This is a genomic window from Streptomyces sp. NPDC043876 (genome assembly GCF_056435825.1).
The window spans coordinates 1,011,286-1,035,801 of sequence record NZ_JBWKDV010000001.1; the positions used below are offsets into that span (position 1 = coordinate 1,011,286).

25 protein-coding genes are annotated in these 24,516 nt (G+C 73.2%); 9 read left to right on the forward strand and 16 right to left on the reverse strand.

Annotation, left to right across the window (positions count from 1 at the left end; all coding sequences use genetic code 11):
* Nucleotides 1-51: 51 nt before the first annotated feature.
* Complete coding sequence (locus AC0693_RS04925; protein ID WP_478800966.1) at nucleotides 52-642, reverse strand: RsiG family protein; 591 nt, start codon at nucleotides 640-642, stop codon at nucleotides 52-54.
* Between the two features lie 133 nt (nucleotides 643-775).
* On the opposite strand from AC0693_RS04925, the gene dtd reads away from it, so the two are divergent.
* Nucleotides 776-1,201, forward strand: a complete 426-nt coding sequence (dtd, locus tag AC0693_RS04930; protein WP_356413270.1) for a D-aminoacyl-tRNA deacylase — start codon at nucleotides 776-778, stop codon at nucleotides 1,199-1,201.
* A gap of 63 nt (nucleotides 1,202-1,264) precedes the next feature.
* Here dtd and ygfZ read toward each other — a convergent pair whose 3' ends face one another.
* From ygfZ to AC0693_RS04995, 13 genes are all read right to left on the reverse strand, one after another.
* Nucleotides 1,265-2,230, reverse strand: coding sequence for a CAF17-like 4Fe-4S cluster assembly/insertion protein YgfZ (gene ygfZ / locus AC0693_RS04935; protein WP_478800967.1), 966 nt, complete (start codon nucleotides 2,228-2,230; stop codon nucleotides 1,265-1,267).
* A gap of 22 nt (nucleotides 2,231-2,252) precedes the next feature.
* A complete protein-coding gene (locus tag AC0693_RS04940; RefSeq protein ID WP_356413274.1) occupies nucleotides 2,253-2,690 on the reverse strand; it encodes a Fur family transcriptional regulator in 438 nt (145 codons plus the stop codon).
* A 94-nt stretch (nucleotides 2,691-2,784) separates the two neighbouring features.
* Nucleotides 2,785-3,357: a heme-binding beta-barrel domain-containing protein gene (locus AC0693_RS04945; RefSeq protein WP_469318039.1), complete on the reverse strand. Its 573-nt coding sequence runs from the start codon at nucleotides 3,355-3,357 to the stop codon at nucleotides 2,785-2,787.
* 287 nt (nucleotides 3,358-3,644) lie between these two features.
* Nucleotides 3,645-4,517, reverse strand: coding sequence for a hypothetical protein (locus AC0693_RS04950; protein WP_478800968.1), 873 nt, complete (start codon nucleotides 4,515-4,517; stop codon nucleotides 3,645-3,647).
* Nucleotides 4,514-5,389 carry a hypothetical protein gene (locus tag AC0693_RS04955; RefSeq protein WP_478800969.1) on the reverse strand — a complete coding sequence of 292 codons (876 nt, stop codon included), beginning with the start codon at nucleotides 5,387-5,389 and terminating at the stop codon, nucleotides 4,514-4,516. Before AC0693_RS04955 ends, AC0693_RS04950 begins: the two co-directional genes overlap by 4 nt.
* Nucleotides 5,386-6,222, reverse strand: a complete 837-nt coding sequence (locus tag AC0693_RS04960) for a hypothetical protein (RefSeq protein WP_478800970.1) — start codon at nucleotides 6,220-6,222, stop codon at nucleotides 5,386-5,388. Before AC0693_RS04960 ends, AC0693_RS04955 begins: the two co-directional genes overlap by 4 nt.
* A gap of 144 nt (nucleotides 6,223-6,366) precedes the next feature.
* Entirely contained in the window at nucleotides 6,367-6,636 is a 270-nt protein-coding gene (locus tag AC0693_RS04965) for a DUF3099 domain-containing protein (RefSeq protein ID WP_356413282.1), read from the reverse strand.
* 128 nt (nucleotides 6,637-6,764) lie between these two features.
* Nucleotides 6,765-7,055, reverse strand: coding sequence for a DUF1416 domain-containing protein (locus AC0693_RS04970; protein WP_330331710.1), 291 nt, complete (start codon nucleotides 7,053-7,055; stop codon nucleotides 6,765-6,767).
* 57 nt (nucleotides 7,056-7,112) lie between these two features.
* Complete coding sequence (locus AC0693_RS04975; protein WP_356413284.1) at nucleotides 7,113-7,958, reverse strand: sulfurtransferase; 846 nt, start codon at nucleotides 7,956-7,958, stop codon at nucleotides 7,113-7,115.
* Nucleotides 7,959-8,154: 196 nt separating this feature from the next.
* Entirely contained in the window at nucleotides 8,155-8,244 is a 90-nt protein-coding gene (locus AC0693_RS04980; protein WP_356413286.1) for an Ms5788A family Cys-rich leader peptide, read from the reverse strand.
* Between the two features lie 166 nt (nucleotides 8,245-8,410).
* A complete protein-coding gene (locus AC0693_RS04985; protein WP_356413288.1) occupies nucleotides 8,411-9,112 on the reverse strand; it encodes an LmeA family phospholipid-binding protein in 702 nt (233 codons plus the stop codon).
* 64 nt (nucleotides 9,113-9,176) lie between these two features.
* A complete protein-coding gene (locus AC0693_RS04990; protein WP_478800971.1) occupies nucleotides 9,177-10,874 on the reverse strand; it encodes a hypothetical protein in 1,698 nt (565 codons plus the stop codon).
* A gap of 4 nt (nucleotides 10,875-10,878) precedes the next feature.
* A complete protein-coding gene (locus tag AC0693_RS04995) occupies nucleotides 10,879-11,133 on the reverse strand; it encodes a MoaD/ThiS family protein (RefSeq protein WP_356413292.1) in 255 nt (84 codons plus the stop codon).
* 482 nt (nucleotides 11,134-11,615) lie between these two features.
* Here AC0693_RS04995 and AC0693_RS05000 point away from each other — a divergent pair, with 482 nt between their 5' ends.
* From AC0693_RS05000 to AC0693_RS05020, 5 genes are all read left to right on the forward strand, one after another.
* Complete coding sequence (locus AC0693_RS05000) at nucleotides 11,616-12,443, forward strand: response regulator transcription factor (RefSeq protein WP_356413294.1); 828 nt, start codon at nucleotides 11,616-11,618, stop codon at nucleotides 12,441-12,443.
* A gap of 24 nt (nucleotides 12,444-12,467) precedes the next feature.
* Nucleotides 12,468-13,490, forward strand: a complete 1,023-nt coding sequence (locus tag AC0693_RS05005) for a LacI family DNA-binding transcriptional regulator (protein ID WP_356413296.1) — start codon at nucleotides 12,468-12,470, stop codon at nucleotides 13,488-13,490.
* A gap of 122 nt (nucleotides 13,491-13,612) precedes the next feature.
* The gene (locus tag AC0693_RS05010; RefSeq protein ID WP_478800972.1) at nucleotides 13,613-14,827 is read left to right on the forward strand and encodes a S1C family serine protease; all 1,215 of its coding nucleotides are present in this window, start codon (nucleotides 13,613-13,615) and stop codon (nucleotides 14,825-14,827) included.
* Nucleotides 14,828-14,920: 93 nt separating this feature from the next.
* On the forward strand, nucleotides 14,921-15,664 hold the full coding sequence (locus AC0693_RS05015) for a response regulator transcription factor (protein ID WP_478800973.1): 744 nt from the start codon (nucleotides 14,921-14,923) through the stop codon (nucleotides 15,662-15,664).
* Nucleotides 15,661-17,148 (forward strand): sensor histidine kinase, encoded by a 1,488-nt coding sequence (locus AC0693_RS05020; RefSeq protein ID WP_478800974.1) that lies wholly within the window; start codon nucleotides 15,661-15,663, stop codon nucleotides 17,146-17,148. Before AC0693_RS05015 ends, AC0693_RS05020 begins: the two co-directional genes overlap by 4 nt.
* Here the strand turns inward: AC0693_RS05020 and AC0693_RS05025 are convergent.
* Together AC0693_RS05025 and AC0693_RS05030 are read right to left on the reverse strand one after the other, a co-directional pair.
* On the reverse strand, nucleotides 17,122-18,024 hold the full coding sequence (locus tag AC0693_RS05025; protein WP_469332678.1) for a phosphatidylinositol-specific phospholipase C: 903 nt from the start codon (nucleotides 18,022-18,024) through the stop codon (nucleotides 17,122-17,124). The two genes, AC0693_RS05020 and AC0693_RS05025, sit on opposite strands and share 27 nt — an antisense overlap.
* A 144-nt stretch (nucleotides 18,025-18,168) precedes the next feature.
* The gene (locus AC0693_RS05030) at nucleotides 18,169-19,986 is read right to left on the reverse strand and encodes a bifunctional metallophosphatase/5'-nucleotidase (RefSeq protein ID WP_478800975.1); all 1,818 of its coding nucleotides are present in this window, start codon (nucleotides 19,984-19,986) and stop codon (nucleotides 18,169-18,171) included.
* Nucleotides 19,987-20,182: 196 nt separating this feature from the next.
* Here AC0693_RS05030 and mshD point away from each other — a divergent pair, with 196 nt between their 5' ends.
* The 3 genes from mshD to AC0693_RS05045 all read left to right on the forward strand — a co-directional run bounded on the left by mshD (nucleotide 20,183) and on the right by AC0693_RS05045 (nucleotide 24,503).
* Nucleotides 20,183-21,112 (forward strand): mycothiol synthase, encoded by a 930-nt coding sequence (gene mshD, locus AC0693_RS05035; RefSeq protein WP_356413307.1) that lies wholly within the window; start codon nucleotides 20,183-20,185, stop codon nucleotides 21,110-21,112.
* Between the two features lie 207 nt (nucleotides 21,113-21,319).
* A complete protein-coding gene (locus AC0693_RS05040) occupies nucleotides 21,320-23,551 on the forward strand; it encodes an RNA degradosome polyphosphate kinase (RefSeq protein WP_469332676.1) in 2,232 nt (743 codons plus the stop codon).
* The gene (locus AC0693_RS05045) at nucleotides 23,532-24,503 is read left to right on the forward strand and encodes a CHAD domain-containing protein (RefSeq protein WP_469318049.1); all 972 of its coding nucleotides are present in this window, start codon (nucleotides 23,532-23,534) and stop codon (nucleotides 24,501-24,503) included. Before AC0693_RS05040 ends, AC0693_RS05045 begins: the two co-directional genes overlap by 20 nt.
* Nucleotides 24,504-24,516: the final 13 nt, after the last annotated feature.

A 24,516-nucleotide genomic window follows, 5' to 3' on the forward strand; every position in this document is an offset into this window, starting at 1 on the left:
CCTGATTTTCCGCGGGCCAGGTGCTCCGGCCCGGTGCTCCGGCCCGTCGCTTCAGACGAGCAGGTCGTCCACTTGCGCCTCGCCCTCGCGGTAGCGCCGGGTGATCTCGGCGGTGCAGTCGTCCGCGGTGCGCTGCAACTGCTGCCGGCGGCGCGAGACCTGCTGCTCGTAGCCGATCAACTTGGCCATGCCCTCGTGCAGTTCGGCGTCCGTACGGGCCCCCAGGTCCGAGAGTTCCACGTCGGCCAGCATCTCCGCCGCCAGCAGCCGGTACTCCTCGCTGTGCGGGGTGCCGAGCGTGACGTGGCGCGCGGAGGCGCTGCGGCGGGACGGGGCGTCGGCGAGGATTTCGGAGAGCCGGTCGACGACGGGCGACTCGGGGTCGGTGCGGCGGGCCAGTTCGGCGCGCAGGATGTCGATGCGGCCCTGCAGGATCCTGCGGACGTAGCTCAGGTCGGCCTCGTCGCGCTGCGCGTCGCGGCGCAGGGCGCGCAGTTCGGGCAGGCCGAGCGAGCCGGTGGACGGCTCGGCGTCGGCGGTGCCCGTGCGCTGTGCGGGCGGCCGCGCCGCTGCGGCCGTGGACGCCGACGGGACCTCGGTGCCCAAGCCGGTGGTGCCGGTGCCGGTGCCAGAAGTGTTCATGCGTTCATGTCCGTCCCCTCGACCGGTGCATGGCAGCACCGCCTGCGAGCATCGTGCCACTCTCCGTGGTGCGGATGCAGTCCTCCTCCACCCGATCGGCCCCGGACGGGTGCACGCCTGGTACACAGGTCGTATGCGAGCAGTGGTGCAGAGGGTGGACGGCGCGAGCGTCGTCGTGGCGGGCGAGACGGTCGGCGAGATCGTCGGCGAGGGACTGTGCGTGCTGGTGGGGGTGACCCACGACGACACTCCGGAGAAGGCGGCGCTGCTGGCGCGCAAGCTGTGGTCCGTGCGGATCCTGGAAGCGGAGAAGTCGTGCAGCGACGTGAACGCGCCGCTGCTGGTGGTCTCCCAGTTCACGCTCTACGGCGACGCGCGCAAGGGGCGCCGCCCCACCTGGAATGCGGCCGCTCCCGGGCCGGTCGCCGAGCCGCTGGTGGACGAGGTCGTCGCGCAGCTGCGGGCGCTGGGCGCGACGGTGGCGACGGGCCGGTTCGGGGCGGACATGCGCGTCTCGCTCACCAACCACGGCCCGTTCACCGTCGTCATCGACATCTGAGCCCGGCGGGCCGGCGGACCGGGACCCGGCGGGCGAGCCGACCGGGCCCCGCAGGGCCGCCGGTCACGGCGCGACGACGACCTCCTGCGCGGCCGCGATCGTGCCCGCCAGCAGCTGCGCGTCCACCGGAACGTTCCGCTTCACCAGGGCGAGGGCGATCGGCCCCAGCTCGTGGTGGCGGACCGCGGTGGTGACGAAGCCGAGCTGGCGGCCCTCCGCGCCGTCGGCGGCCAGCCGTACGGGCGTCCCGTGCGGCGGCAGCAGCACGTCCGAGCCGTCCAGGTGCAGGAAGACCAGGCGGCGCGGCGGCTTCCCCAGGTTGTGGACGCGGGCGACCGTCTCCTGACCGCGGTAGCAGCCCTTCTGCAGGTGCACGGCGGAGCCGATCCAGCCCAGCTCGTGCGGGATGGTGCGGTGGTCGGTCTCGGCGCCGAGCCGCGGCCGGTGGGCCTCGACGCGCAGCGCCTCGTAGGCGTCCAGCCCGGCGGCCGGGCCGTGCTCCGCGGCGAAGGCCTCCAGGGCCTCGCGCGGCAGGAAGACGTCCCGGCCGTGGGCGGTCTCCCGTACGGCGTACTCCTTCGGCAGCTCGGCGGTCGAGCCGGCCGGGAGGTGGACCACGGCGATGTCGCCGGTGCGGTCGGCGATGTCGACGCGGTAGAAGAACTTCATCGACTCCAGGTAGCCGAGCAGCGCCTCCCGGGTGCCGGGTTCGACGTGCGCCCAGACCGTCTCGCCGTCGTCGACCAGGTAGAGGGCGTGCTCGATGTGCCCGTTCGCGGAGAGGATCAGCGCCTCGGTCGCCTGGCCGGGCGGCAGTTCGGTCAGGTGCTGGGTGAGCAGCAGGTGCAGCCAGGACAGCCGTTCGGGACCGGTGACGGTGAGCACACCGCGGTGCGAGAGGTCCACGAAGCCGCGGCCGTCGGCGAGGGCGCGCTGTTCGCCGTACAGCTCTCCGTAGTGGGCTGCTACGCCTTCGTCACGGCCTTCTGCCGCCACCGCACCGGGAAGATTGAGCAAAGGGCTGGTCATGGACCCCAGCCTACGACTGCGCCTACGGCTGTGCCGACGCCGCCTTGGCGGTGCAGTCGCGGCAGCGCCCGAAGATCGCGAAGTGCTTCATGTCGGTGTCGAAGCCGAAGTCGGCGCGCAGCTTGGCCGTGAAGTCGGCCGCCACGTCCACGTCCGCCTCGATGACCTCGGTGCAGTCCCGGCACACCAGGTGGATGTGGTGGTGCCGGTCGGCGAGGTGGTACGTCGGCGCGCCGTGCCCGAGGTGGGCGTGCGAGACCAGGCCCAGCTCCTCCAGCAGCTCCAGGGTCCGGTAGACGGTGGAGATGTTGACCCCGGAGGCGGTCTTGCGGACGTGTACGAGCAGCTCGTCGGGGGTGGCGTGTTCGAGGACGTCCACCGCTTCCAGCACGAGCTGGCGCTGCGGGGTCAGGCGGTATCCGCGCTGCCGCAGGTCACTCTTCCAGTCGGTGCTCACCACGGGCCCAGTGTAGGCGTGCGGAAGGGGATCGCGGAGGGTCCGCGATCCCCTTTCACCGTGCGTGGCCGCCGGAGCCGTCGTGGCCCGCCGCGGCTCAGCGGAAGAAGGCGATGCCGTCGTCCGGCATGTCCGGGAGGTTGCGCGCCATCTCGGCGACCTCCTCGGGCGTGACGACCTTCTTGAGCTGGGCCGACATGTACGGGCGGAGCGCGACCTCGGGGGTCGTCTTCTCCCCGACCCACATCAGGTCGCCCTTGACGTAGCCGTAGAGCCGCTTGCCGCCGCTGTGCGGGCGGGAGCCCGCGGTGCGCGCGACCGCGTCGGTGATCAGGTCGATCTGGGGCTTCTGGTCGGCCAGGTCGCCGTACCAGATCTCCACGACGCCCTGGTCGCGGACCATGACGACCTCGACCTTGCGCTGCTTGTCGATGCGCCAGTAGCCCTTCTCGGACTCCAGCGGGCGGACCTTCTTGCCGTCGGCGTCGAGGACCCACGTGTGCGAGGAGTACTCCAGGAAGTCCCGGCCGTCGTGGCCGAAGACGACCTCCTGGCCGAAGTTGCACTTCTCTTCACCGGGGTAGTCGAAGACGCCCGCGCCCTCCCAGGTGCCGAGGAGGAAGGCGAGGGGCAGGAGGTCCGGGTTCAGGTCGGACGGGATCTGGATCATGAATGGCTGCTCAGGCGATCTGTGGGAGGAGGGGTTCCGGAGGACAGGCCGATCAGGAGATCAGCGCTGGCCCTGGTACAGCTTCTTCACGGCCAGGCCGCTGAAGGCGAGGACGCCGACGCAGACCAGGATCAGCAGGGAGGTGAAGACTGCCTCAAGCACGGGGTGCTCCTCGGAAGGTTCGATGGGGTTTCGGTGGGCGATACGGGCCGGGGCCCAAGCCTACTGGCCCGGACCCCGGCGCACCGTGTGAGGTAGGCCGTAGGGCCGCGGCCCGGCCCCGCCCGCTACTCCAGGAGCTGGTCCTGGAGGATCACCGCCTGGTGCAGGGGGACGTCGGCGACGGCGTCCCGGTGCGTCTGGACGACCATGCCCACCAGGTCACCGGCCTGGATGCAGCCGACCTTGGTCTGCTCGGGGCCGTACGGCTTCTCCTCGGCGTAGGTGGTGACGGCGGTGTGCGCCATCCGGCCCGCCGTGGCCTGGCCGGTCTGCGCCTTGTCCCACGCGGAGTCGAGGTCGAAGGAGTCCGCGCCGCTCAGCGCCATCCCGGACTTGCAGCCCTCGAACTCGCCCGCGAAGCCGGACGAGTGGAAGCGCAGCAGGTAGACGCGGGTGGCGGTGCCGTCGGGGGTGCTCCAGCCGCGGCCCGCGATCTGGCGCAGCCCGGCGTCCTCGTCCATGCCCCGGCGCAGGCGGTCCCGGAACTTCTCGGAGTACTCCTGGAGGAAGCGGTCCCGGGTGACCATGCCGTCCTTGTCCGCCTTCAGGCTCTCGTCGGGCCGGGAGCCCTGCGGGGCGGGCAGCAGGAGCTGGCTCAGCGCCGCGTAGTGGATGCCCTCCTCGTTGTCCGGGGCGAAGGGCAGCGCGGCGCCCACCGGCAGCACCGGCTTGGCGATCACGGGGTACGTCCAGCGGCCGTCGTTCTCGGTGGCCAGGCCCGGGATCCGGGTCCGCTCGGGCGTGATCACCGCGTACGCCGTCCCCGCGGCGGCGACGGCGAAGACCAGCGCGGCCGCCGTCCAGCGCAGGGCGGCGAAGAGCGCGCGGTGGTCCTTCGGGGCGGCCGGGGGGACCGGGATCCCGGTGAGGTCCGGCGCGGCGAACGGGTTAGCAGGTGCGGTCCCGGGCTCGGTGGCGGTGGCGCTCTGGTCGGTCACGCGGACTCCCCCGGGGACTTCACGCGGTCGAGCTGCGTGCGGAACAGCTTGACCTGCGCGTCGATGTCGAACGGCTTGGTGCCGTAGGCGTGGAAGGTGATCAGGAAGTCGCCCTGGGAGGCCGCGCACAGCACCGACTCCAGGGGTTCCTTCTTCTCGCCGTCCTCGTCGGTCCCCCCTTCGCCCACGGACCGCAGCGCGCACTTGGCCTCGGGGTACCCGTCGACCTTGGGCGCCTGCCGGCCGTCGCCGATGATCTCCATCAGCTTCTTGGTGAACTCGCCGAAGGTCTTGACCGCCTGCGGGTCCGCCTGCGTGATCGCGATCTCGACGATCTCGTCGCCGCTGTCGTCGCGGAAGGTGCGGCCCGCCAGCCCCTTGAGCTTGAGCTGGTCGACCATCCTGTCGCTCTCCGCGCGCCGGTCGGCGGGCAGGCTGCGGTTGTTCTCCTTCATCTGCCCGGCGGCCTTGGCGCCCGGCACGGTGAAGTAGTTGCCGTGCTCGCCCTGGTCCGGGCCCGGCCGGTAGTGCTCCGGCACCGGGATCAGCCGGTCGCCGAGCTCGCCGAGCGAGACGGCGGGCGGGGTGGGCGAGGCCGCGGCCGGAGCCGGGTCCTTCGCCTGCCAGTACACGGTGGGGGCGGTGCGGTCGGCGTCGGCGATCCAGCCGTTCGCCCACACGCCGAAGCCGGCGGCGGCCGCGAGGGCCAGCGCTGCGCCGACGGCGGCCGCCGCCCTGCGGTTGACCGCGCGCGGCGGACGGGCGGTGGCGAGGAGCTCGGACGGGGCGTCCGGCCCCGTCGCGCCCGTCGGCTCGTCCAGGGTGATCCCGGAGAGGGCCGTGCCCGGGGCCGGGGTCTGCGGCTCGGTCACAGCTGCTCCACCTGTCGCTCGGCCAGGTCCACGATGTCCTTCTCGGACACCGTCCCCGTGTTGTCGAGGTACTCCATGTACATGGCGATGTTGCCGACGCGGGCGATCGCCCGGGCCTCGTGGACCGGCATGTACCCGGGCTTCTGGTGCGGCGTGGAGTACACCCACGCGTGGCCGAAGCCCCTGGGCCCGTCCGGCAGCGGCACGCCCAGGTTCCCGGCGCCCTTGTCGCCCGGCATGTAGCCGGACTGCTCCCTCGTGTACGTCTCCGCGCCGAGGCGGTCGCGGAACTGCAGCAGGGTGATCACCACCGTGACCCGGTCCCCCGCGTACCAGTGGGACACCGCGATCCGCCGGACGTCGGTCGAGGCGACCGAGCGGAAACCGCGCGCGGGGTTGTCGAACCACTCTGCCGACCAGTCGCCGACGGACTCGTAGCTCCGGGACACCTGCTCCGCGCCCTTGGGCGCCTCCAGCAGCATCTTGGTCAGGTCGTCGTCGCTCTTGTCCCAGCGGTTCGCGTTGACCGAGCGGAAGGTGGTCGACCCGTCCGCCGCGATCGGCTTGGGCGTGACCAGCTTCTGCTGCGCCAGCGGGGCCAGCGGCGTGGCCGGGCGCTGGTACTGGACGCCGTACCCAGCGGCCAGGCCGGACCCCGAACCGAGCACCGCGGCGACCGCGATCAGGAGCGTCGTGCGGCCGCGGCGGCGGCGCGGACGCGCATCACCGAGCGTAGCGGCCGGGGCGTTTGCGGCCGGAAATTGCGAGCTGTCCGGATCCGGGGCGTTCTCGCCCTCTTTCCTCAGCTCGGGGATGGTCTGTTCGTCTTTCAAAAGAGGGTCCCCCCACAGGACTTCGCCACAGGTTGCGTTACCTGTGCACAGGGAGGACTTGTATCTCAGGGGTGGAGTTGTACGCACCGTTATTACGGTTCGGTAGCGGGGAACCCCTCGCCGCCTCCCCGGCGGCCCGGCCCCTCAGGGCTCGTCGCGGGGCCGCCGCTTGCCGTCCAGCTCGTCCCACCACTCGTCGGACTTCGGGTCGCCCGAGGGGTCGTCCCACCAGCGGTCGTCCGGGCCGCGCCGGTTCGCCGTCATCGCCGCGACCGGCGGGATCAGCATGGCCACCACGCACAGCGCCACGGCCGCGGGCACCGAGAACAGGCGCACCCACGACCAGGCGGACACGAACAGGAACAGGCATCCGCCCATGAGGAGGAAGTAGCCGCGCCGGCGCCGGGCGTACATGCCCCAAGGATAGGACCGGATCCGGGGGCCGCCCAGTGCTCCGGACGGCACGGAGGGCCGCACCCCGTTCCAGTGGCGTCCAACCCCCTGGGGTGCGGCCCTCCGGCCGGTCATGCGGTACGCGGTGCTCAGACCGCGATGGCCACGTCCGTCACGCCACCGGTCTCGGCGACGACGACCGTGCGGTCCGCCTTGGCGCCCGGGACCAGCGCCCGCAGGGTCCAGGTGCCTTCGGCGGCGTAGAAGCGGAACTGGCCGGTCGCCGAGGTCGGCACCTCGGCGGTGAACTCACCGGTCGAGTCCAGCAGGCGGACGTAGCCGGACACCGGCTCGCCGCCCTGGGTGATCTGGCCCTGGATGGCCGTCTCGCCCGGCTTGAGCGTGTCGAGGGAGGGCCCGCCGATCTGTGCTCCACACATGTTCTCTGTCCTGTCCTAGAGAGGTCGTACGCGCGTCCGTGCTGCGGCCGTACGGGATTACTTGTTGGCGCCCAGCTCGATCGGCACGCCGACCAGCGAGCCGTACTCGGTCCACGAGCCGTCGTAGTTCTTGACGTTCTCCTGGCCCAGCAGCTCGTGCAGCACGAACCAGGTGAGAGCGGAGCGCTCACCGATGCGGCAGTACGCGATGGTGTCCTTCGCCAGGTCGACCTGCTCGGCCTGGTAGAGGGCCGTCAGCTCCTCGTCCGACTTGAAGGTGCCGTCGTCGTTGGCGTTCTTCGACCACGGGATGTTGCGGGCGCTCGGTACGTGGCCGGGGCGCTGCGACTGCTCCTGCGGGAGGTGCGCCGGGGCGAGCAGCTTGCCGCTGAACTCGTCGGGCGAGCGCACGTCGACCAGGTTCTTCGAGCCGATCGCCGCCACGACGTCGTCGCGGAAGGCGCGGATCGAGGAGTCCTGCGGCTTGGCCTTGTACTGGGTGGCCGGGCGCTGCGGGACCTCGGAGCCGTCGACCAGGTCGCGGGAGTCCAGCTCCCACTTCTTGCGGCCGCCGTCGAGCAGGCGGACGTCCTCGTGGCCGTAGAGCTTGAAGTACCAGTAGGCGTAGGAAGCGAACCAGTTGTTGTTGCCGCCGTAGAGGACGACCGTGTCGCCGTTGGCGATGCCCTTGGCCGAGAGGAGCTTCTCGAAGCCCTCCTGGTCCACGAAGTCGCGGCGCACCGGGTCCTGGAGGTCGCGCTGCCAGTCGATGCGGACGGCGTTCGTGATGTGGTTCTTGTCGTAGGCGGACGTGTCCTCGTCCACCTCGACGACGACGACGTTCGCGTCGTTCAGGTGGGCCTCGACCCAGTCGGCGTCTACGAGGACGTCGCTGCGGCTCATGGTGTTCTCCTCCGGGCAGTGTGCGGCGGGGCGGTGCGGGTGCTGCGGGGTGCGGTGGCGCTGCGTCGGCCGGTGCGGTGGCGCTTCGGCGCGGGTCCGGGTGCGCTCGGACGTCCCGCGCGGGGAGGCGGGGGAACGGGAGGCAGGTGCGGTCACGCCGGGAGGGCCGTCGTCCGGCCGGAGGGGAGCGGGTCGCTCAGAAAGGGCGACAGAGCATGGCGGCGACGCGACACAGGTCAACTGCCCGTCGCTTCGTGAGGTCCGCCTGCTGATGCTTCATAGCCATGGATCGTAGGGACGAATCGGCCGCCCTGTCACCGGCGTGTCATATGTCGAGACAGGATCGTCCGCATAGTGGGATACGAATCCTGCGCACCCCCTCCTGGAGGGCCCCGGGACCCCTTCGGAGCAGCGCGGAAGGCCCGATCCGCCGCGGACCGGACCTTCCCGTCTCACGATCCGGCCAGCACCACGTCCGAGCCGTCCACCGTGAGGTGCACGCCGCTCGCGTCGGAGGTCAGCGCGGAGAGCTTCAGCCCGGCCGGCAGACCGCTGTCCAGCCGGCGGTCGAAGTCGGTCCGCTTGCGGACCAGGGACTCCACGCCGGGGATGCCCTCGCCGGGCACCTCGTCGGCGTGCACCCGCACCGTCGTGCCGTCCACCAGGCTGATCGTGGAGACCACGCTGCGCGTGAGGGTCCGGCCCAGCACCTCGACGGAGGCGGTCACCTTCACCTTGCCCGGGGCCCCGCCGTAGGCGACGGTGACCCCGTTCTGCGAGGCCTCGGTCAGGTCCGCGTAGGTGATCAGCGCGGAGCCGTCGGCGCGCGCCGCCTTGCCGCCGGTGTAACCGCTGTTCAGCTTCACGTCGTGGAAGCGCGCGGCCAGTTCGGATATCCGGACCTTGCGGCCGTCGGGGCCCGGGGCCGAGACCCCGCGCAGCTTCACGTCCACCTGCTCCAGGCGGTAGTCCAGCGCCTGGGTCAGGAACGGGAAGCCGTGGATGTCCACGTCCGTCTCCCCGGCCAGGCCGCGGCCCGCCTGCACCTTGGCGGCCAGCTCGTCCTCGGCGTAGCCGACCGCCAGCCGGTCGGCGCCCGCGAGGAGCCCGCCCAGCACCACCGCGATGATCACAATCGTCCGCAGGAAACGCACGCTCCCACTCCCCCTACTAATCGGTACGTGCGTTCTAGTTGACCACGGCCGGGTCCGGCCGGGCTCAGCCGACCACCCGCCCGATCAGGTAGACCGCGGGCGCCGCGGCGGCCAGCGGCAGCGCGACACCGGCCGTCATGTGGACGAACTTCGACGGGTAGTCGTACGCCGCCACCCGCAGCCCGACCAGCGCGCACGCCCCGGCGGCCAGGCCCAGCAGGGCGCCTCCGGCGCCGATCGCGGTCAGCCCGCCGACCGCGATGCCGGCGCCGGCCGCGGCAACCAGCGAGACCACCACGGAGGGCGTGGTGGGCAGCGGCAGGGCCCGCGCGAAGACGGCCACCGCGACCGCGGCCGCGCCCACGCTGACGGCCGCCGGATCGGCGGCCAGGTACCCGGCGCAGACGATCGCGAGGGCGGCCGAGGCCACCGAGGCCATCAGCCCGTACATCCGCTCGTCCGGGTCGGCGTGGCTGCGCAGCTGGAGCACGAGGGTCAGCAGCACCCACGCGCCCAGCGTCCCGATGATCGCGCCCGGCCCGTCCGGGCGCCCCAGCGCGAGGACGGCGGCGTCCGCCGCCAGCGCTCCGGCGAAGGCCAGGGCGATGCCCTGGCGGGCGGGCCACATGCCGTTCAGCCGGAACCAGCCCGCGGCGGTGAGCGCCTGGAGCGCGACGAGCGGGACCACCAGCCCGAAGCGGCCGACGGCGGCGGCCCCGGCCAGCAGCAGCCCGAGCGCGGCGGTCAGCACGGCCGCCTGCGGACCCGGATCGATGATCGGCGAGCGCCCCTCGGCGCGGGCCTGGGCGGGGTCCACGACGCGGGTGCTGCCGCCGAGGGTGGGCGGGGAGTACGCGGCGGACCCGGTCGGCGCGGGGGGCTCCGCGCCCGTGGCGGCCGCCCCGGCGTCCGCGTCCCCGGGGAAGGGCGGGAGGTAGGCGGTCCGCTCCGCCGCGCCCTCGGCGGCGGCCGGCCCGGCCCCGCCGGGCCAGGAGGCGCCCGCGCCGGGCTCCTGGTGGCCCTGCATGCCCTGCGCGCCCTGCGACCAGTCGGGGGCCGGGTCGGGCGCGCGGTGCTGGCCCTGGGGCCGGACCTGGTGCGGGGGCTGCTGCGCGGGGTGGGCCGCCTGGTCGGCCGACTGGGCCGGGCCCGGGGCCCGGTGGCTCTGCCGCTGCGGCCGCTGGACCGGGTGGTCCTCTTCCCGGTACGGCGGGAGGTACGCGGTCTCCGCGGCGGAAGCCACCGGCTCCTCGCGGTACGGCGGCAGGTACGCCGTCTCCGCCGCGGACGCCACCGGCTCCTCCCCGTACGGCGGGAGGTACGCCGTCTCGGCGGCGGCGCCCGCCCCGGAACCGTCCGGCCACGGCACACCGCCCTGGGCGGCGCCCCCCGACCAGTCCGGGGAGGGCGCGGGCGCGGGGTCGGGCGCCCGGTGCTGGCCCCGGCGCTGCGGCTGCGGAGGCTGCTGCGGCTGATGGGCATGCTGCGGAGGCTGGTGCTGCTGCGGCTGCGGGGCCTCGTCCCGGAACCAGCCCTCCGGAGCCACCGGCTCCGCGGCGGGCTGCGGGTAGGCCTGCTGCTGCGGCGCGGGCGGCTGCGCCCATTCCGGCTGCTCGGGCGGCCGCGGCGCGGCGGCGTTCGGCTGCACCGGCATGTAACTCGTGTCCCAGGTCTCGGACTGCCAGGTCTGGGTTCCGTACGGATCCGCGAAGGGATCCTGCGGCTGCTCGGGCCGCTGCTCCTCGGGCGTGGGCGTGGTCATCGGATCACCCGCCCGCGAACGGCGGCAGCACCTCTACGGTGCCGCCTTCGGTCAGCTCGACGGACTCGTGCGGGCGCAGGCCCACGGGCCGCTCGTCCACCAGGAAGGAGCAGCGCTGCAGCACCCGGGCCAGCTCCCCGGGGTGGCGTTCCCGCACGGCGTCGAGCGCCTCGGCCAGGGTCCGCGCCGAGTACGCCTCCTCCGCCGTCTTGGCCGCGGACTTGGCCGCGGCCCAGTAGCGGATGGTTCCGGTTGCCACTGCAGCTCCTATCGTCGGCTCCGTACCGTCGGGCTCCATGATGGCCCCTCCCGCCCGCAACCCCGGCGTGCCCCCGCGCGCCCCGGATGCGCCCGGGCGGCCCCGCGGGGGTCCACCGATCCGGTGAAACCCGGCGCAACCAGCGGCGGAGGGTGGCGGGGACCACAGGATCCGGGCATGCCGAAGCCGCTGCCCCGGACGGACGGGTGGGCTATGGTGGCATCGCAGAGGATCCGGGCAACGTAGCCCCCGGGTCCTTTTGTGCTTTCAGCACGTTGAACAGCGCGCGAACACAGCACGAGAACACAGCGGGAACAGTGGCGGCACGCGGTCCTCAGGGCGCGGGGACCGGGCCGCCGGCAGTACGACGTACGAAGCAGTGCCGCATGTCCTCGACGGGACCGAGGAGGAACCGACGTGATGGCCCAGCGAACCGTGCACCACCGGCGACACCGCCAGACCCCGGCAGGGGGGTGGCGGCGATGAGTTCACTGCTGCTGCTGACCAACGCCCTCCAGCCGTCCACCGAGGTGCTGCCCGCCCTCGGCCTGCTGCTGCACAGCGTCCGGGTGGCGCCCGCGGAGGGCCCCGCCCTCGTGGACACCCCGGGCGCCGACGTCATCCTCGTCGACGGGCGCCGCGACCTGCCCCAGGTCCGCTCGCTCTGCCAGCTCCTGCGCTCCACCGGCCCGGGCTGTCCGCTGATCCTCGTCGTCACCGAGGGCGGCCTCGCGGCCGTCACCGCCGACTGGGGCATCGACGACGTCCTCCTCGACACCGCCGGTCCGGCCGAGGTCGAGGCGCGGCTGCGCCTCGCCACGGGCCGCCAGCAGCTCGGCTCGGACGACTCGCCGATGGAGATCCGCAACGGCGACCTGTCGGTCGACGAGGCGACGTACTCCGCCAAGCTCAAGGGCCGGGTGCTGGACCTCACCTTCAAGGAGTTCGAGCTGCTCAAGTACCTCGCGCAGCATCCCGGCCGGGTCTTCACCCGCGCCCAGCTGCTCCAGGAGGTCTGGGGCTACGACTACTTCGGCGGCACCCGGACGGTCGACGTCCACGTACGGCGCCTGCGGGCCAAGCTCGGCCCCGAGCACGAGTCGCTGATCGGCACCGTCCGCAACGTCGGCTACCGCTTCGTGACCCCGGAGAAGGTCGAGCGGGCCAACGAGCGGGCCGCCGAGGAGGCCCGGCAGAAGGCCCTCGCCCAGGCGGCCGCCGCCGTGGCCGCCGCGACCGAGCGGGAGGTCCCCCGGATGGCCGACACCGGTCCGCACACCCGGACCCCCGGCCGCCCTGCCCACGGCTAGGTCACCCCGCGTAGACTCCCCCGCGTGGCCAAGGTGACGCGGGACGATGTGGCACGACTTGCGGGAACGTCTACCGCGGTCGTGAGCTACGTCATCAACAACGGACCCCGGCCGGTCGCCCCGGCCACGCGCGAGCGTGTCCTCGCCGCCATCAAGGAGCTGGGCTACCGCCCGGACCGGGTCGCACAGGCCATGGCGTCCCGGCGGACCGACCTCATAGGCATGATCGTCCCCGATGCCCGGCAGCCGTTCTTCGCGGAGATGGCGCACGCGGTCGAACAGGCCGCGGCCGAGCGCGGAAAGATGGTCCTGGTCGGCAACTCCGACTACCGGGACGAGCGCGAGGTGCACTACCTGCGCGCGTTCCTCGGCATGCGGGTCTCCGGGCTGATCCTGGTCAGCCAGGGGCCCAGCGAGCGCGCCGCCGCCGAGATCGAGGCCTGGGACGCGCGGGTGGTGCTGCTGCACGAGCGCCCCGAGGCGATCGACGACGTCGCCGTCGTCACCGACGACATCGGCGGCGCCCAGCTCGCCACGCGGCACCTGCTGGAGCACGGCCACGCGTACGTCGCCTGCCTCGGCGGCGTCGAGAACACCCCCGAGGTCGGCGACCCGGTCGCGGACCACGTCGAGGGCTGGCGGCGGGCCATGCGGGAATCCGGGCGACCGACCGAGGGCCGGCTGTTCCAGGCCCCGTACAACCGCTACGACGCCTACCGGGTCGCGCTGGAGATCCTGGCCGGGCCGCAGCGCCCTCCGGCGATCTTCTGCGCCACCGACGACCAGGCCATCGGGGTGCTGCGGGCCGCGCGCGAGCTGCGGATCGACGTGCCCGGGGAGCTGGCCGTGGCCGGCTTCGACGACGTGAAGGAAGCCGGGCTGACGGACCCGCCGCTGACCACGGTCGCCTCGGACCGCCCGGCGATGGCCCGGGCCGCGGTGGACCTGGTCCTGGACGACGCCTTGCGCGTCGCGGGGTCCCGGCGGGAGCGGCTGAAGCAGTTCCCCTCGGCCCTGGTCATCCGCCGCTCCTGCGGCTGCCGCTGACCCCGGCGCACCCCCTCCCGGCGCCGTACGGCCGTCGGCCTTATATCGGGCATACACGGTTCTGTCGGGCTTCTCAGCGGAGACTCAGGAAGCTCTCATGATCCCGGCGCAGAGTCGTCTCCATGACCGACAGCTTCCGCCGCGAAGGCGACCCGCAGGAGAACGGCCCCCACCAGGACGCGCCCTTCGGCGAGTCCCGGCAGCAGGGTCACGACCGACCGGCGCACGGCGCCCGGGACGCCGGCGCGTACCCGCCGCCGCCCGTCCACCCCCCGGCCGCCCCCGGAGCCCCGTACGCTGCCCCCGCGCCCGGCTGGTTCGAGGCGCACGAGCCGCAGCCCCCGCTCCCCGGGCACGCGCACGCCGCGGGCCCCGCGGCCGCCGGCCACGCCCGTCCCCGCCGCCCCTTCGCCCTGCTCACCGCGGTCGCCCTGGTGGCGGCGCTCGTCGGCGGCGGCACCTCCGCCGGGATCCAGCAGTACCTGAGCCACCGCGACGGCGCGCAGAGCGCCGTCAACGGCTCCCCCGTCTCGCAGTCCACCATCGGCACCGTCGCGGGCGTCGCCGAGCAGGTCAGCCCCTCGGTCGTGCGGATCGACACGACGACCGCGGCGGGCCAGGGCACCGGCTCCGGCGTCGTCGTCACCGCCGACGGCGAGATCGTCACCAACAACCACGTCGTCAGCGGCGCCACCGAGGTCCAGGTGACGATGAGCGACGGCAAGAAGTACCGGGCGAAGGTCCTCGGCACCGACCCCGACAAGGACCTCGCGCTGATCAAGCTGAACGGCGCGAGCGGCCTCAAGCCCGCCCGGTTCGCCAACTCCGACGCCGTCCGGGTCGGCGACCAGGTCGTCGCGATCGGCTCCCCCGACCGGCTCACCGGCACCGTCACCAGCGGCATCGTCTCGGCGCTGAACCGCGAGGTCAACGTGCCCAAGTCGGAGCAGCAGGCCCCGCAGGGCCAGCGCGGGCAGGGCGGCGGCGGCAGCTGGCCGTTCTCCTACGGCGGCCGCCAGTTCAACGGCACCACCGGCCAGAACACCACCTCGTACAAGGCCATCCAGACCGACGCCTCGCTCAACCCCGGCAACTCCGGCGGCGCGCTCGTCAACATGAACGGCGAGATCGTCGGCATGCCCTCCGCGATCTACTCGCCGTCCAGTGACAGCTCCGGCGCGGGCAGCGTCGGCCTCGGCTTCGCCATCCCCGGCAACACCGTCAAGGCCGACCTGGACTCCCTGCGCAAGGGCGGCCCCGGCGGCGCCGGAAGCGCCGACGGCGGCAACGGGACCGCCACCGACGGCGCGGCCGACGGCTTCGGCACCTCCTACTGACCGCGCCCGCGCACCGGCCCCGCCCGCGCCGGCCGCCGTGGCAGGCTGGAGCCGGCCGCCGCACCACCGAACGACGACTTGGGGAGCCCCACGATGAATCCCGCCGAAGGCGAAGCGCGCGTACTCGTCGTGGACGACGAACCGGCCGTCCGCGAGGCCCTGCGCCGCAGCCTCGCCTTCGAGGGGTACGGCACCGAGACCGCCGTCGACGGGCTCGACGCCCTGGAGAAGGCCGCCGCGTACACCCCTGACCTGATCGTCCTGGACATCCAGATGCCCCGCATGGACGGCCTGACGGCGGCCCGGCGGCTGCGCGCCGCCGGCTCGGTCACCCCGATCCTCATGCTGACCGCCCGCGACACCGTCGGCGACCGGGTCACCGGCCTGGACGCGGGCGCCGACGACTACCTGGTCAAGCCCTTCGAGCTGGACGAGCTCTTCGCCCGGGTCCGCGCGCTGCTGCGCCGCAGCTCCTACGCCGCGGCCGCCGACTCCCCGGCCGCCGCCGAGGACGTCCTGACCTTCGGCGACCTGCGCATGGACCTGGCCACCCGCGAGGTGACCCGGGCCGGGCGCGCCGTCGAGCTGACCCGCACCGAGTTCACCCTGCTGGAGATGTTCCTGGCGCACCCGCGCCAGGTCCTCACCCGCGAGCAGATCCTGAAGGCCGTCTGGGGCTTCGACTTCGAACCCAGCTCCAACTCCCTGGACGTGTACGTGATGTACCTGCGCCGCAAGACCGAGGCGGGCGGCGAGCCGCGCCTGGTGCACACCGTCCGCGGGGTCGGCTACGTACTGCGCGCCACCGTCTCCGGCGACAGCGGCGGGCCCGAATGAGTCCGGCCGCCAGATTCCGCGGGCTGCCGCTGCGCTCGCGCCTGGCCCTGCTCGTCGCCGTCGCCGTGGCCCTCGCCGTGGCGGCGGTCGCGGGCGTGTCCTGGGTGATGGTCCGCACCCAGCTCAGCGACCAGCTCGACCGCTCCCTGATGTCCACCAACGTCAGCGGGCAGGTGGTCCGGTCGCTGCGCGAAGGCTGCGTGCTGCGGCCGCCGGAGCCCGCGCAGCAGATCGCGGGGAACCTGAACGCGACCGTGCAGATCGTCCTCGCCGACGGCACCCGGTGCTGGATCGGCGGGCTGGCCAACCTCCCGGTCACCAAGGCCGACCGCGCGGTCGCGGGCGACGTGGGGGCCCGGCCCATCCTGCACGACGTGACCACCCCGGACGGCGTGGGCATGCGCGTCTACACGATGCAGAGCAACCCCGGCGGACCCTCCTTCGCCGTCTCCGTCGCCAAACCGCTCGCCGACATCGACAAGCCGCTGTCCACCCTGGCCTGGGTGCTGCTGCTCGTCGCCGGCGTCGGCGTGGTCGGCGCGGGCGCGGCCGGGCTGTGGGTGGCCCGTACCGGCCTGCGGCCCGTCGACGAACTGACCGGCGCCGTCGAGCACATCGCCCGCACCGAGGACCTCACCGTCCGCATCCCCGACACCGGCGACGACGAGATCGCCCGGCTCTCGCGCTCCTTCAACTCGATGACCAGCGCCCTGGCCTCCTCCCGCGACCGGCAGGCCCAGCTGATCGCCGACGCGGGCCACGAACTGCGCACCCCGCTCACCTCGCTGCGCACCAACATCGAGCTGCTCGTGCGCAGCGAGGACACCGGCCGGGCCATCCCGCCGCAGGACCGCAAGGAGCTGCTCGCCTCGGTGAAGGCGCAGATGACCGAACTGGCCTCGCTCATCGGGGACCTCCAGGAGCTGTCCCGACCCGACGCCGCGTCCCCCGGCCCGCTCCAGGTCGTCGCCCTGCACGACATCGCGGGAAACGCCCTGTCGCGGGCGCGGCTGCGCGGCCCCGAGCTGACCTTCACCGCCGACCTGGAGCCCTGGTACGTCCGCGGCGAGGCCCCCGCCCTGGAGCGGGCGCTGGTCAACATCCTGGACAACGCGGTCAAGTTCAGCCCGCCCGGCGGCGCCGTCGCGATCACGCTGCGGGCGGGCGAGCTGACCGTACGGGACCACGGGCCCGGCATCCCCGACGAGGACCTCCCGCACGTCTTCGACCGGTTCTGGCGCTCCCCCTCGGCCCGCGCCCTGCCCGGCAGCGGGCTGGGCCTGTCCATCGTGGCCCGTACGGTGCAGCGCACCGGCGGCACCGCCGAGCTGCGGGCGGCGCCCGGCGGCGGCCCGGGCACGGAGGCGGTCCTGCGCTTCCCGGGCGCCCCGGCCCCGCCGCCGCGCTTCCCGGCGGCCGGGGACGCGGAGGCGGGCGCCGACGGGGGCGCGGACGGCTCAGGCGGGGTTGTGCCGGATCAGTGAGGCGACCAGCCCGGAGCGGGTGTTCGGGAAGTCCATGGGCACGATCCCCAGCCCGGTCCGCCCGGCCGGTTCCCCGCCGTCCACGAAGGACTGCACCTGGGGATTCAGCCGGTCGGAGTTCCAGCGCGGCGGCAGGCCCGCGGCGGTGCTGGTGTAGTTCATGAAGAGCTTGCCGGGCTGCTGCACCGACCTGCGGAACTGCGTCTCGATCCGGGTGCGCTTGGCGAACGGCTCGGCCTGGTAGTCGTCCTGGATGTCGAAGACCGCGCCGTCGCCGTAGCGCAGGCCCGGCAGCCCGCCGTTGTCGGCGAGCAGCACCACCTTGCCGCGGGCCTGCCCGAGCGAGGTGGGCAGCGCGTCGGCGATCCGGAACAGGGGTCGCCAGCCCCGGTGGTCGAGGTAGTCGTCGAAGACGGCGCGGAAGGTCGCGTCGCTCTCCTCGGAGTACTCCTGCTTGACCCGCATCAGCACCGTCTCGGTGGGGTGCGCGGCGAGGAAGTTCCAGCAGGCCACCAGCACGTCGCCGAACATCAGGTTCTGGAAGAACGCGCCGTGGTGGATGGCGAAGGAGCCCCCGGTGACCCGGCAGCGCACGTCGAGGAAGCGGATCCCGGAGTCGAGCTGCTCGGCTATGGAGGTGTTCTGGCAGGCGACGTACAGGCCGCCCTGCCGGGCGCCGGAGTCGTGCGTACCGGGGACCGTCATCCGCTGGAGCGGGGTGGCATCGGGCACCCCGGCCATCCAGTCCTGCGTTGCGAGGGCCGCCGCCGAGGCGGTGGCCGCCGGTCCGAGGAGCCCGGTGAGCGTCATGCCCGCCGCCACCGCCGCCGCCCCGGCCAGGAACCTGCGCCGGTCCGTTCCCGCTGCCTCGCCCATGCCCATGCCCGCCCCTTCGCCGACCCAGTGGTGGCCCGGATTATGGCCTGCGGAGCCCGGCATTGCTACCCACGGGTAAGCACGGAAACGCGAAGGGGCGGCGAGCCCAACGGCCCGCCGCCCCGCGCGAGTTGCCCGCACGACCTACTGGACGACCGTGATCCGGTCGGCCGCCGGCGGCGCCAGCGGCGCCTCCTGGGTCGCGTGCTGCGCCAGGTAGGCGTTGAAGCAGTCCAGGTCGGACGCGCCCACCAGCTTGTTCTTGTGCTCCTTCAGGACGGTGAAGCCGTCACCGCCGCCCGCGAGGAACTCGTTCATCGCGACCCGGTAGGTCTTCGCCGGGTCGATGGCCGCGCCGTTCAGCTTCACCGAGTCCACGACGATCCGGTCCGCGCCCGTCTTCGTCGTGTCCAGGGTGTAGGTGAAGCCCTTCGACACCTGGAGGATCTTCGGGTTCGCGCCGTTCACCGGGCCGCTGACCTGCTGCTGGAGCGCGGTGATGAGCTGCGCGCCGGTCAGGTCCACGACGTTCATCATGTTGGTGAAGGGCTGCACCGTGTACGACTCGCCGTAGGTCACGACCCCGTCGCCCTCGGCGCCCGCGGCCTTGTAGGCCAGGTCCGCGCGGATGCCGCCCGGGTTCATGACGGCCAGCTGCGCGCCGCCCTTGTCCGCCGGGGCCAGCGCCTCCAGCTGCGCGTCCGCGATCACGTCACCGAGCGGCTTCTCGAAGGCGGCGGAGCCGCGGCCCGCGATGTCCGCCGCGATGAACCCCTGCGGACGGCTCGCGATGGGCGCCGCGAGGGTGTTCCAGCGCTGGATCAGCTCGCTCATGTCCGCGGCCTTGGCCTGGTCGCGGGTGACGACCTTGTTGAGCGGCTTCGGCGCGCTGAGCGGCGTGCGGACGATGTCCTTGGTCTGCCGGTCGTAGGTCAGCGTGGTGTCCGTGAACACCCGGCCGTAGGACGCGGCGGAGGTGACCATGCGCGGGTTGCCCGCCGGGTCGGGGATGGTGCAGGCGTAGGCCTGGTGCGTGTGGCCGGTCACCAGGGCGTCGACCTTCGGGTCCACGTTCTTGGCGATGTCCACGATCGCGCCGGAGATCCCGGCGCCCGCGCCCGGCGCGTCGCAGTCGTAGTTGTACGCGCCACTGGCGGGCAGGCCGCCCTCGTGGACCAGCGCGACGATCGACTTGACGCCCTGCCGGTTCAGCTCCTCGGCGTACTTGTTGATCGTCTCGACCTCGTCACCGAACTTCAGGCCCTTGACGCCCTCGGCGGTCACGACGTCCGGGGTGCCCTCCAGGGTGACGCCGATGAAACCGATCTTCACGTCCCCCTTCTTCCAGATGAAGGTGGGCGACATCAGCGGACGCTTCGTCTTCTCGTCCGTCACGTTCGCCGCGAGGTACGGGAACCGCGCCCCGGTGAAGGTCTTGCCGTACTCGTAGCAGCCGTCGACCGGGTGGCAGCCGCCGTACGCCATGCGGCGCAGTTCGGTCTTCCCCTCGTCGAACTCGTGGTTGCCGACGCTCGTGACGTCGAGGCCGAGCTTGTTCATCGCCTCGATGGTCGGCTCGTCGTGGAAGAGCCCCGACAGCAGCGGGCTGGCGCCGATCATGTCACCGGCGGCGGCGGTGACGGAGTACTCGTGCCCCTTGCGGGCCTCGCGCAGGCTGGTGGCGAGGTACTCGACACCGCCCGCCGGTATGGACTTGGTGGTGCCGTCGGCCTGACGCTCGCTCACGCTGCCGGAGGAGCCCTGCGGCGCTTCCAGGGTGCCGTGGAAATCGTTGAAGGACAGCATCTGCACGTCGACGGTGCGGCCCGGGCCGGCACCGCCGCCACTGGCGGCCCCGGCCGGGAGGGCGGCGGCGACCATGGCCCCGGCTCCCGCGGTGAGGGCGAGGGCGGCGAGGGTCAACCGGCGGGCTCGGCGGTGCCGTTGCGGCGTCGCTGACATGTAGTCCCCTTTTGGACAGCGGTACGGACTGGGAGGTGAGCCGCAGCCTATGGTCAACGCGCGTAGCACGACAGGGGGTAACGGGTTGCGAGCCGGTTACGCGCGGGCGTATCCGGTGTGGTTTCGCTCACCCGGACCACCGCGGCGAGGGCCCGCGGGGCACCTGCGGGCGGGGCCGCGGTCGTAGGCTCGTCACATGACTGACGCAGCAGCGGCCCGTGAACCGGGACGGCAGATCGAGACCCTCGACCAACTGACGGAGCAACAGGCCGACGCGGTACTGGAGCTGATCGGGGAAGCGGCCCGTACCGACGGCACCACCGCCGTCTCGGAGCAGGGACGGCTCCAGCTGCGCGGCGGCCGCCGCGCCGGGGTCCGGCACCTGCTGCTGACCGCCGACGGCCGGCTCGCCGGATACGCGCAACTGGAGGACACCGACCCGGTGGAGGCACCCGCCGCCGAACTCGTCGTGCACCCCGCGCTGCGCGGCCGCGGCCACGGCCGGGCGCTGGGCCAGGCCCTGCTCGCCGCCTCCGGCAAGCGGATCCGGATGTGGGCGCACGGCGGCCGCTCCGCCGCCCGCCACCTCGCGCAGGTCCTCGGCCTGACCCTCTTCCGCGAGCTGCGCCAGCTGCGCCGCCCGCTCGGCCCGGACGCGGCCCCGCTCCCCGAGCCGGTCCTGCCCGAGGGCGTGACCGTACGCACCTTCGTGCCCGGCGCCGACGACGCGGCCTGGCTCGCGGCGAACGCGGCGGCCTTCGCGCACCATCCCGAACAGGGCTCGCTGGACCAGCGGGACCTCGACGACCGGATCGCGCAGCCCTGGTTCGACCCCGCGGGCTTCTTCCTCGCCGAACGCGACGGCAAGCTCGTCGGCTTCCACTGGACCAAGGTCCACGCCGAGCAGGGGCTCGGCGAGGTCTACGTCGTCGGCGTCCTGCCCGGCGCCCAGGGCGGCGGCCTCGGCAAGGCGCTGACCGCCGTCGGACTGCGCCATCTGGCCGCATCCGGCCTCCCCACCGCCATGCTCTACGTGGACGCCGACAACCCGGCCGCCCTCGCCGTCTACGAGGGCCTCGGCTTCGTCACCCACGAGGTCGACCTGATGTACCGCACCGAGAGCTGAGCGGCCCGCGAGGACGTCCGGGGCGCGCCCGCGCGCGCCCCGGCACCCCCCGCACCCCCTGCCGCACCAGCCGCACCCTGGATGCCACACGCCATTCACCGGCCATTCAGACACGCTTGCGACTCTCCGGACATGCAGCCTGGACTTCCACCCCCCGCGGACGCTTCCGACGCGCCTGTCCTTCCGCGTGCGCGGAAGAATGGAGTCATGAGCCACAAGCCCGGCGTCAGCCCCACCGAGGTTCCCGTCCAGCACTCCCAGGCCGAGCGGCACGCCCGGCTGGGGTCCATAGCCGCGCACCGCCCGCACGTGGACCTCGAACCCGACCTCGACGCGGATCTCGACGCGTACGAGTTCAAGGACGACGGCGAGCTGCCCGCCAACCGCTTCCTCGACCGCGAGCGCAGCTGGCTCGCCTTCAACGAACGGGTGCTGGAACTCGCCGAGGACCCGGCCACCCCGCTCCTGGAGCGCGCCAACTTCCTCGCGATCTTCGCGAGCAACCTCGACGAGTTCTTCATGGTCCGGGTGGCCGGCCTCAAACGGCGCATCGCCACCGGCGTCGCCACCCGTTCGGCCTCGGGCCTGCAGCCCCGCGAGGTCCTCGACCTGATCTGGACCCGCTCGCGCGAGCTCATGGCCCGCCACGCCGCCTGCTACCAGCAGGACGTGGCCCCCCAGCTCGCCGAAGAGGGCATCCACCTCATCCGCTGGCACGACCTCACCGAGAAGGAGCAGGCGCGCCTCTTCACCCTGTTCCGCAACCAGATCTTCCCGGTGCTCACCCCGCTGGCCGTGGACCCCGCGCACCCCTTCCCGTACATCTCCGGGCTCTCGCTCAACCTCGCCGTCGTCGTCCGCAACCCCGTCAGCGGCCACCGCCACTTCGCGCGCGTCAAGATCCCGCCGCTGCTCTCCCGCTTCCTGGAGGCCTCCCCGCAGCGCTACGTCCCGCTGGAGGACGTCATCGCCGCGCACCTGGAGGAGCTGTTCCCCGGCATGGAGGTGCTGGCGCAGCACAAGTTCCGGGTGACCCGCAACGAGGACCTCGAAGTGGAGGAGGACGACGCCGAGAACCTCCTCCAGGCCCTGGAGAAGGAGCTCATGCGGCGCCGCTTCGGGCCGCCCGTGCGCCTGGAGGTCGAGGAGTCCATCGACGCCGGCGTCCTGGACCTGCTCGTCCAGGAGCTGAAGATCTCCGCGGCCGAGGTCTACCCGCTGCCCGGCCCGCTCGACCTGACCGGGCTCTTCGGCGTGGCCTCCCTGGACCGGCCCGAGCTGAAGTACCCCAAGTTCATCGCCGGGACCCACCGCGACCTCGCCGAGGTCGAATCGGCCTCCGCCCCGGACATCTTCGCGGCGCTGCGCGAACGCGACGTGCTCCTGCACCACCCTTACGACTCGTTCTCCACCTCGGTCCAGGCCTTCCTGGAACAGGCCGCCGCCGACCCGGACGTCCTCGCGATCAAGCAGACGCTCTACCGGACCTCGGGCGACTCCCCCATCGTCGACGCCCTCATAGACGCCGCCGAATCCGGCAAGCAGGTCCTCGTGCTCGTCGAGATCAAGGCCCGCTTCGACGAGCAGGCCAACATCAAGTGGGCGCGCAAGCTGGAGGAGTCCGGCTGCCACGTCGTCTACGGCCTGGTCGGCCTCAAGACGCACTGCAAGCTCTCCCTCGTGGTCCGCCAGGAAGGCGAGACGCTGCGCCGCTACGCGCACGTCGGCACCGGCAACTACCACCCCAAGACCGCCCGGCTCTACGAGGACCTCGGCCTGCTCACCGCGGACCCGCAGGTCGGCGCGGACCTCTCCGACCTCTTCAACCGGCTCTCCGGCTACTCGCGCCGCGAGACCTACCGCCGGCTGCTGACCGCACCCAAATCGCTGCGCGACGGCCTCGTCTCCCGGATCGACAAGGAGACCGCCCACCAGAAGGCGGGCCGCCCGGCGTACGTGCGGCTCAAGCTCAACTCGATCGTCGACGAAGCACTGATCGACGCGCTCTACCGGGCCTCGCAGGCGGGCGTGCCGGTCGACATCTGGGTGCGCGGCATCTGCGCCGTGCGCCCCGGCGTCACCGGGCTCTCGGAGAACATCCGGGTCCGCTCCATCCTCGGCCGCTTCCTCGAACACTCCCGGGTCTTCGCCTTCGCCAACGGCGGCGAGCCCGAGGTGTTCATCGGCAGCGCCGACATGATGCACCGCAACCTCGACCGCCGCATCGAGGCCCTGGTCCGGGTCACCGACCCGGCCCACCGCGCGGCCCTGGACCGGCTGCTGGAGACCGGCATGTCCGATGCCACCTCCTCCTGGCACCTGGGCCCGGACGGGGACTGGACCCGGCACTGCACGGATGCCGAGGGGCAGCCGCTGCGGCACGTACAGGAGATGCTCATAGACGCCCGGAGGCGCCGGCGTGGCTCTGCAAAACCATGACCTGACAGCGGGTACGGCGACGGCGGGCGACGTGCTCGGCGCCTACCTGCGCTCCCAGGCCACCGCCTTCCTGCGCGGGCTGCGCCCGCACGAGGCGGGCGGGGACGCCGCGGACGGCGGGAACGAGGCGGCGCGCGGCCTGCGGGGGGCCGCGCGCCGGCTCGGGGGGACCCTGGCCACCTTCCGGCCGGTCACCGAATCCGCCTGGGCCGACGGCCTGCGCACCGAACTGGTCTGGCTGTCCTCCACCCTGGCCGACGAACACGCCCACGGGGCCCGGCTGACCCGGCTGCTGGACGCGCTGCACCGGCTCTCGGGGGCCCCGGACGTCCCCGCGCCGCGCGGTGCGGCCGGCTCCGGCGCGCTGACCGTGGGCGCGGCCCGCGCGGCCGCCCTGCTGGAACGGCAGCTGACCCTGGCGCGCACGCGCGCCCACTCGGCCACCCTCCAGGCGCTGGGCTCGTCGCGCTTCCACGCGCTGGCCGACGCGGTGGCCTTACTGGCCTCCGAGGTGCCGCTGAGCCCGGTGGCGGCGCGGGGCCGGGCCGAGGAGGTCCTCGTCCCGCTGGCGGCCCTGGCCGAGTCCAGGCTCACCGCGGCCGTCACCGCCCTGCCGCTGACCCGGGCCGCCCGGCCGTACAACGCCGACGCGCTCATCGACGACTCCCACCAGGACGCGCCCTGGCACGAGGTGCGCCGCCTGCTGCGCGCGCACCGCTACGCGCGCGAGGCCCTCGGCGAGGACGTCACCCGCCTCGCGGCGGCCTGCGAGGCCCTGGACCGCCACCGCGACGCCGCCGAGGCCGCCGCCGCCTCCTCCGCCGCGGCCCGCACCCCCCGCATCGCCCCCGCCACGGCCTACGCCCTGGGCGTCCTCCACGCCGACCAGCGCCACGAGGTGGAAGCCGCCCGCTTCACCTTCCACCACCTCTGGCTCCCAGCCCCGGTCTAACCCCGGCCCCGCC

Bases quoted from the DNA above. Each gene is read 5' to 3' on its own strand.
- AC0693_RS04925 (WP_478800966.1), bottom strand. From the start codon at position 642: ATGAACACTTCTGGCACCGGCACCGGCACCACCGGCTTGGGCACCGAG.
- dtd (WP_356413270.1), top strand. From the start codon at position 776: ATGCGAGCAGTGGTGCAGAGGGTGGACGGCGCGAGCGTCGTCGTGGCG.
- ygfZ (WP_478800967.1), bottom strand. From the start codon at position 2,230: ATGACCAGCCCTTTGCTCAATCTTCCCGGTGCGGTGGCGGCAGAAGGC.
- AC0693_RS04945 (WP_469318039.1), bottom strand. From the start codon at position 3,357: ATGATCCAGATCCCGTCCGACCTGAACCCGGACCTCCTGCCCCTCGCC.
- AC0693_RS04965 (WP_356413282.1), bottom strand. From the start codon at position 6,636: ATGTACGCCCGGCGCCGGCGCGGCTACTTCCTCCTCATGGGCGGATGC.
- AC0693_RS04970 (WP_330331710.1), bottom strand. From the start codon at position 7,055: ATGTGTGGAGCACAGATCGGCGGGCCCTCCCTCGACACGCTCAAGCCG.
- AC0693_RS04975 (WP_356413284.1), bottom strand. From the start codon at position 7,958: ATGAGCCGCAGCGACGTCCTCGTAGACGCCGACTGGGTCGAGGCCCAC.
- AC0693_RS04980 (WP_356413286.1), bottom strand. From the start codon at position 8,244: ATGGCTATGAAGCATCAGCAGGCGGACCTCACGAAGCGACGGGCAGTT.
- AC0693_RS04990 (WP_478800971.1), bottom strand. From the start codon at position 10,874: ATGACCACGCCCACGCCCGAGGAGCAGCGGCCCGAGCAGCCGCAGGAT.
- AC0693_RS05000 (WP_356413294.1), top strand. From the start codon at position 11,616: ATGAGTTCACTGCTGCTGCTGACCAACGCCCTCCAGCCGTCCACCGAG.
- AC0693_RS05010 (WP_478800972.1), top strand. From the start codon at position 13,613: ATGACCGACAGCTTCCGCCGCGAAGGCGACCCGCAGGAGAACGGCCCC.
- AC0693_RS05015 (WP_478800973.1), top strand. From the start codon at position 14,921: ATGAATCCCGCCGAAGGCGAAGCGCGCGTACTCGTCGTGGACGACGAA.
- AC0693_RS05020 (WP_478800974.1), top strand. From the start codon at position 15,661: ATGAGTCCGGCCGCCAGATTCCGCGGGCTGCCGCTGCGCTCGCGCCTG.
- AC0693_RS05025 (WP_469332678.1), bottom strand. From the start codon at position 18,024: ATGGGCGAGGCAGCGGGAACGGACCGGCGCAGGTTCCTGGCCGGGGCG.
- AC0693_RS05030 (WP_478800975.1), bottom strand. From the start codon at position 19,986: ATGTCAGCGACGCCGCAACGGCACCGCCGAGCCCGCCGGTTGACCCTC.
- mshD (WP_356413307.1), top strand. From the start codon at position 20,183: ATGACTGACGCAGCAGCGGCCCGTGAACCGGGACGGCAGATCGAGACC.
- AC0693_RS05040 (WP_469332676.1), top strand. From the start codon at position 21,320: ATGAGCCACAAGCCCGGCGTCAGCCCCACCGAGGTTCCCGTCCAGCAC.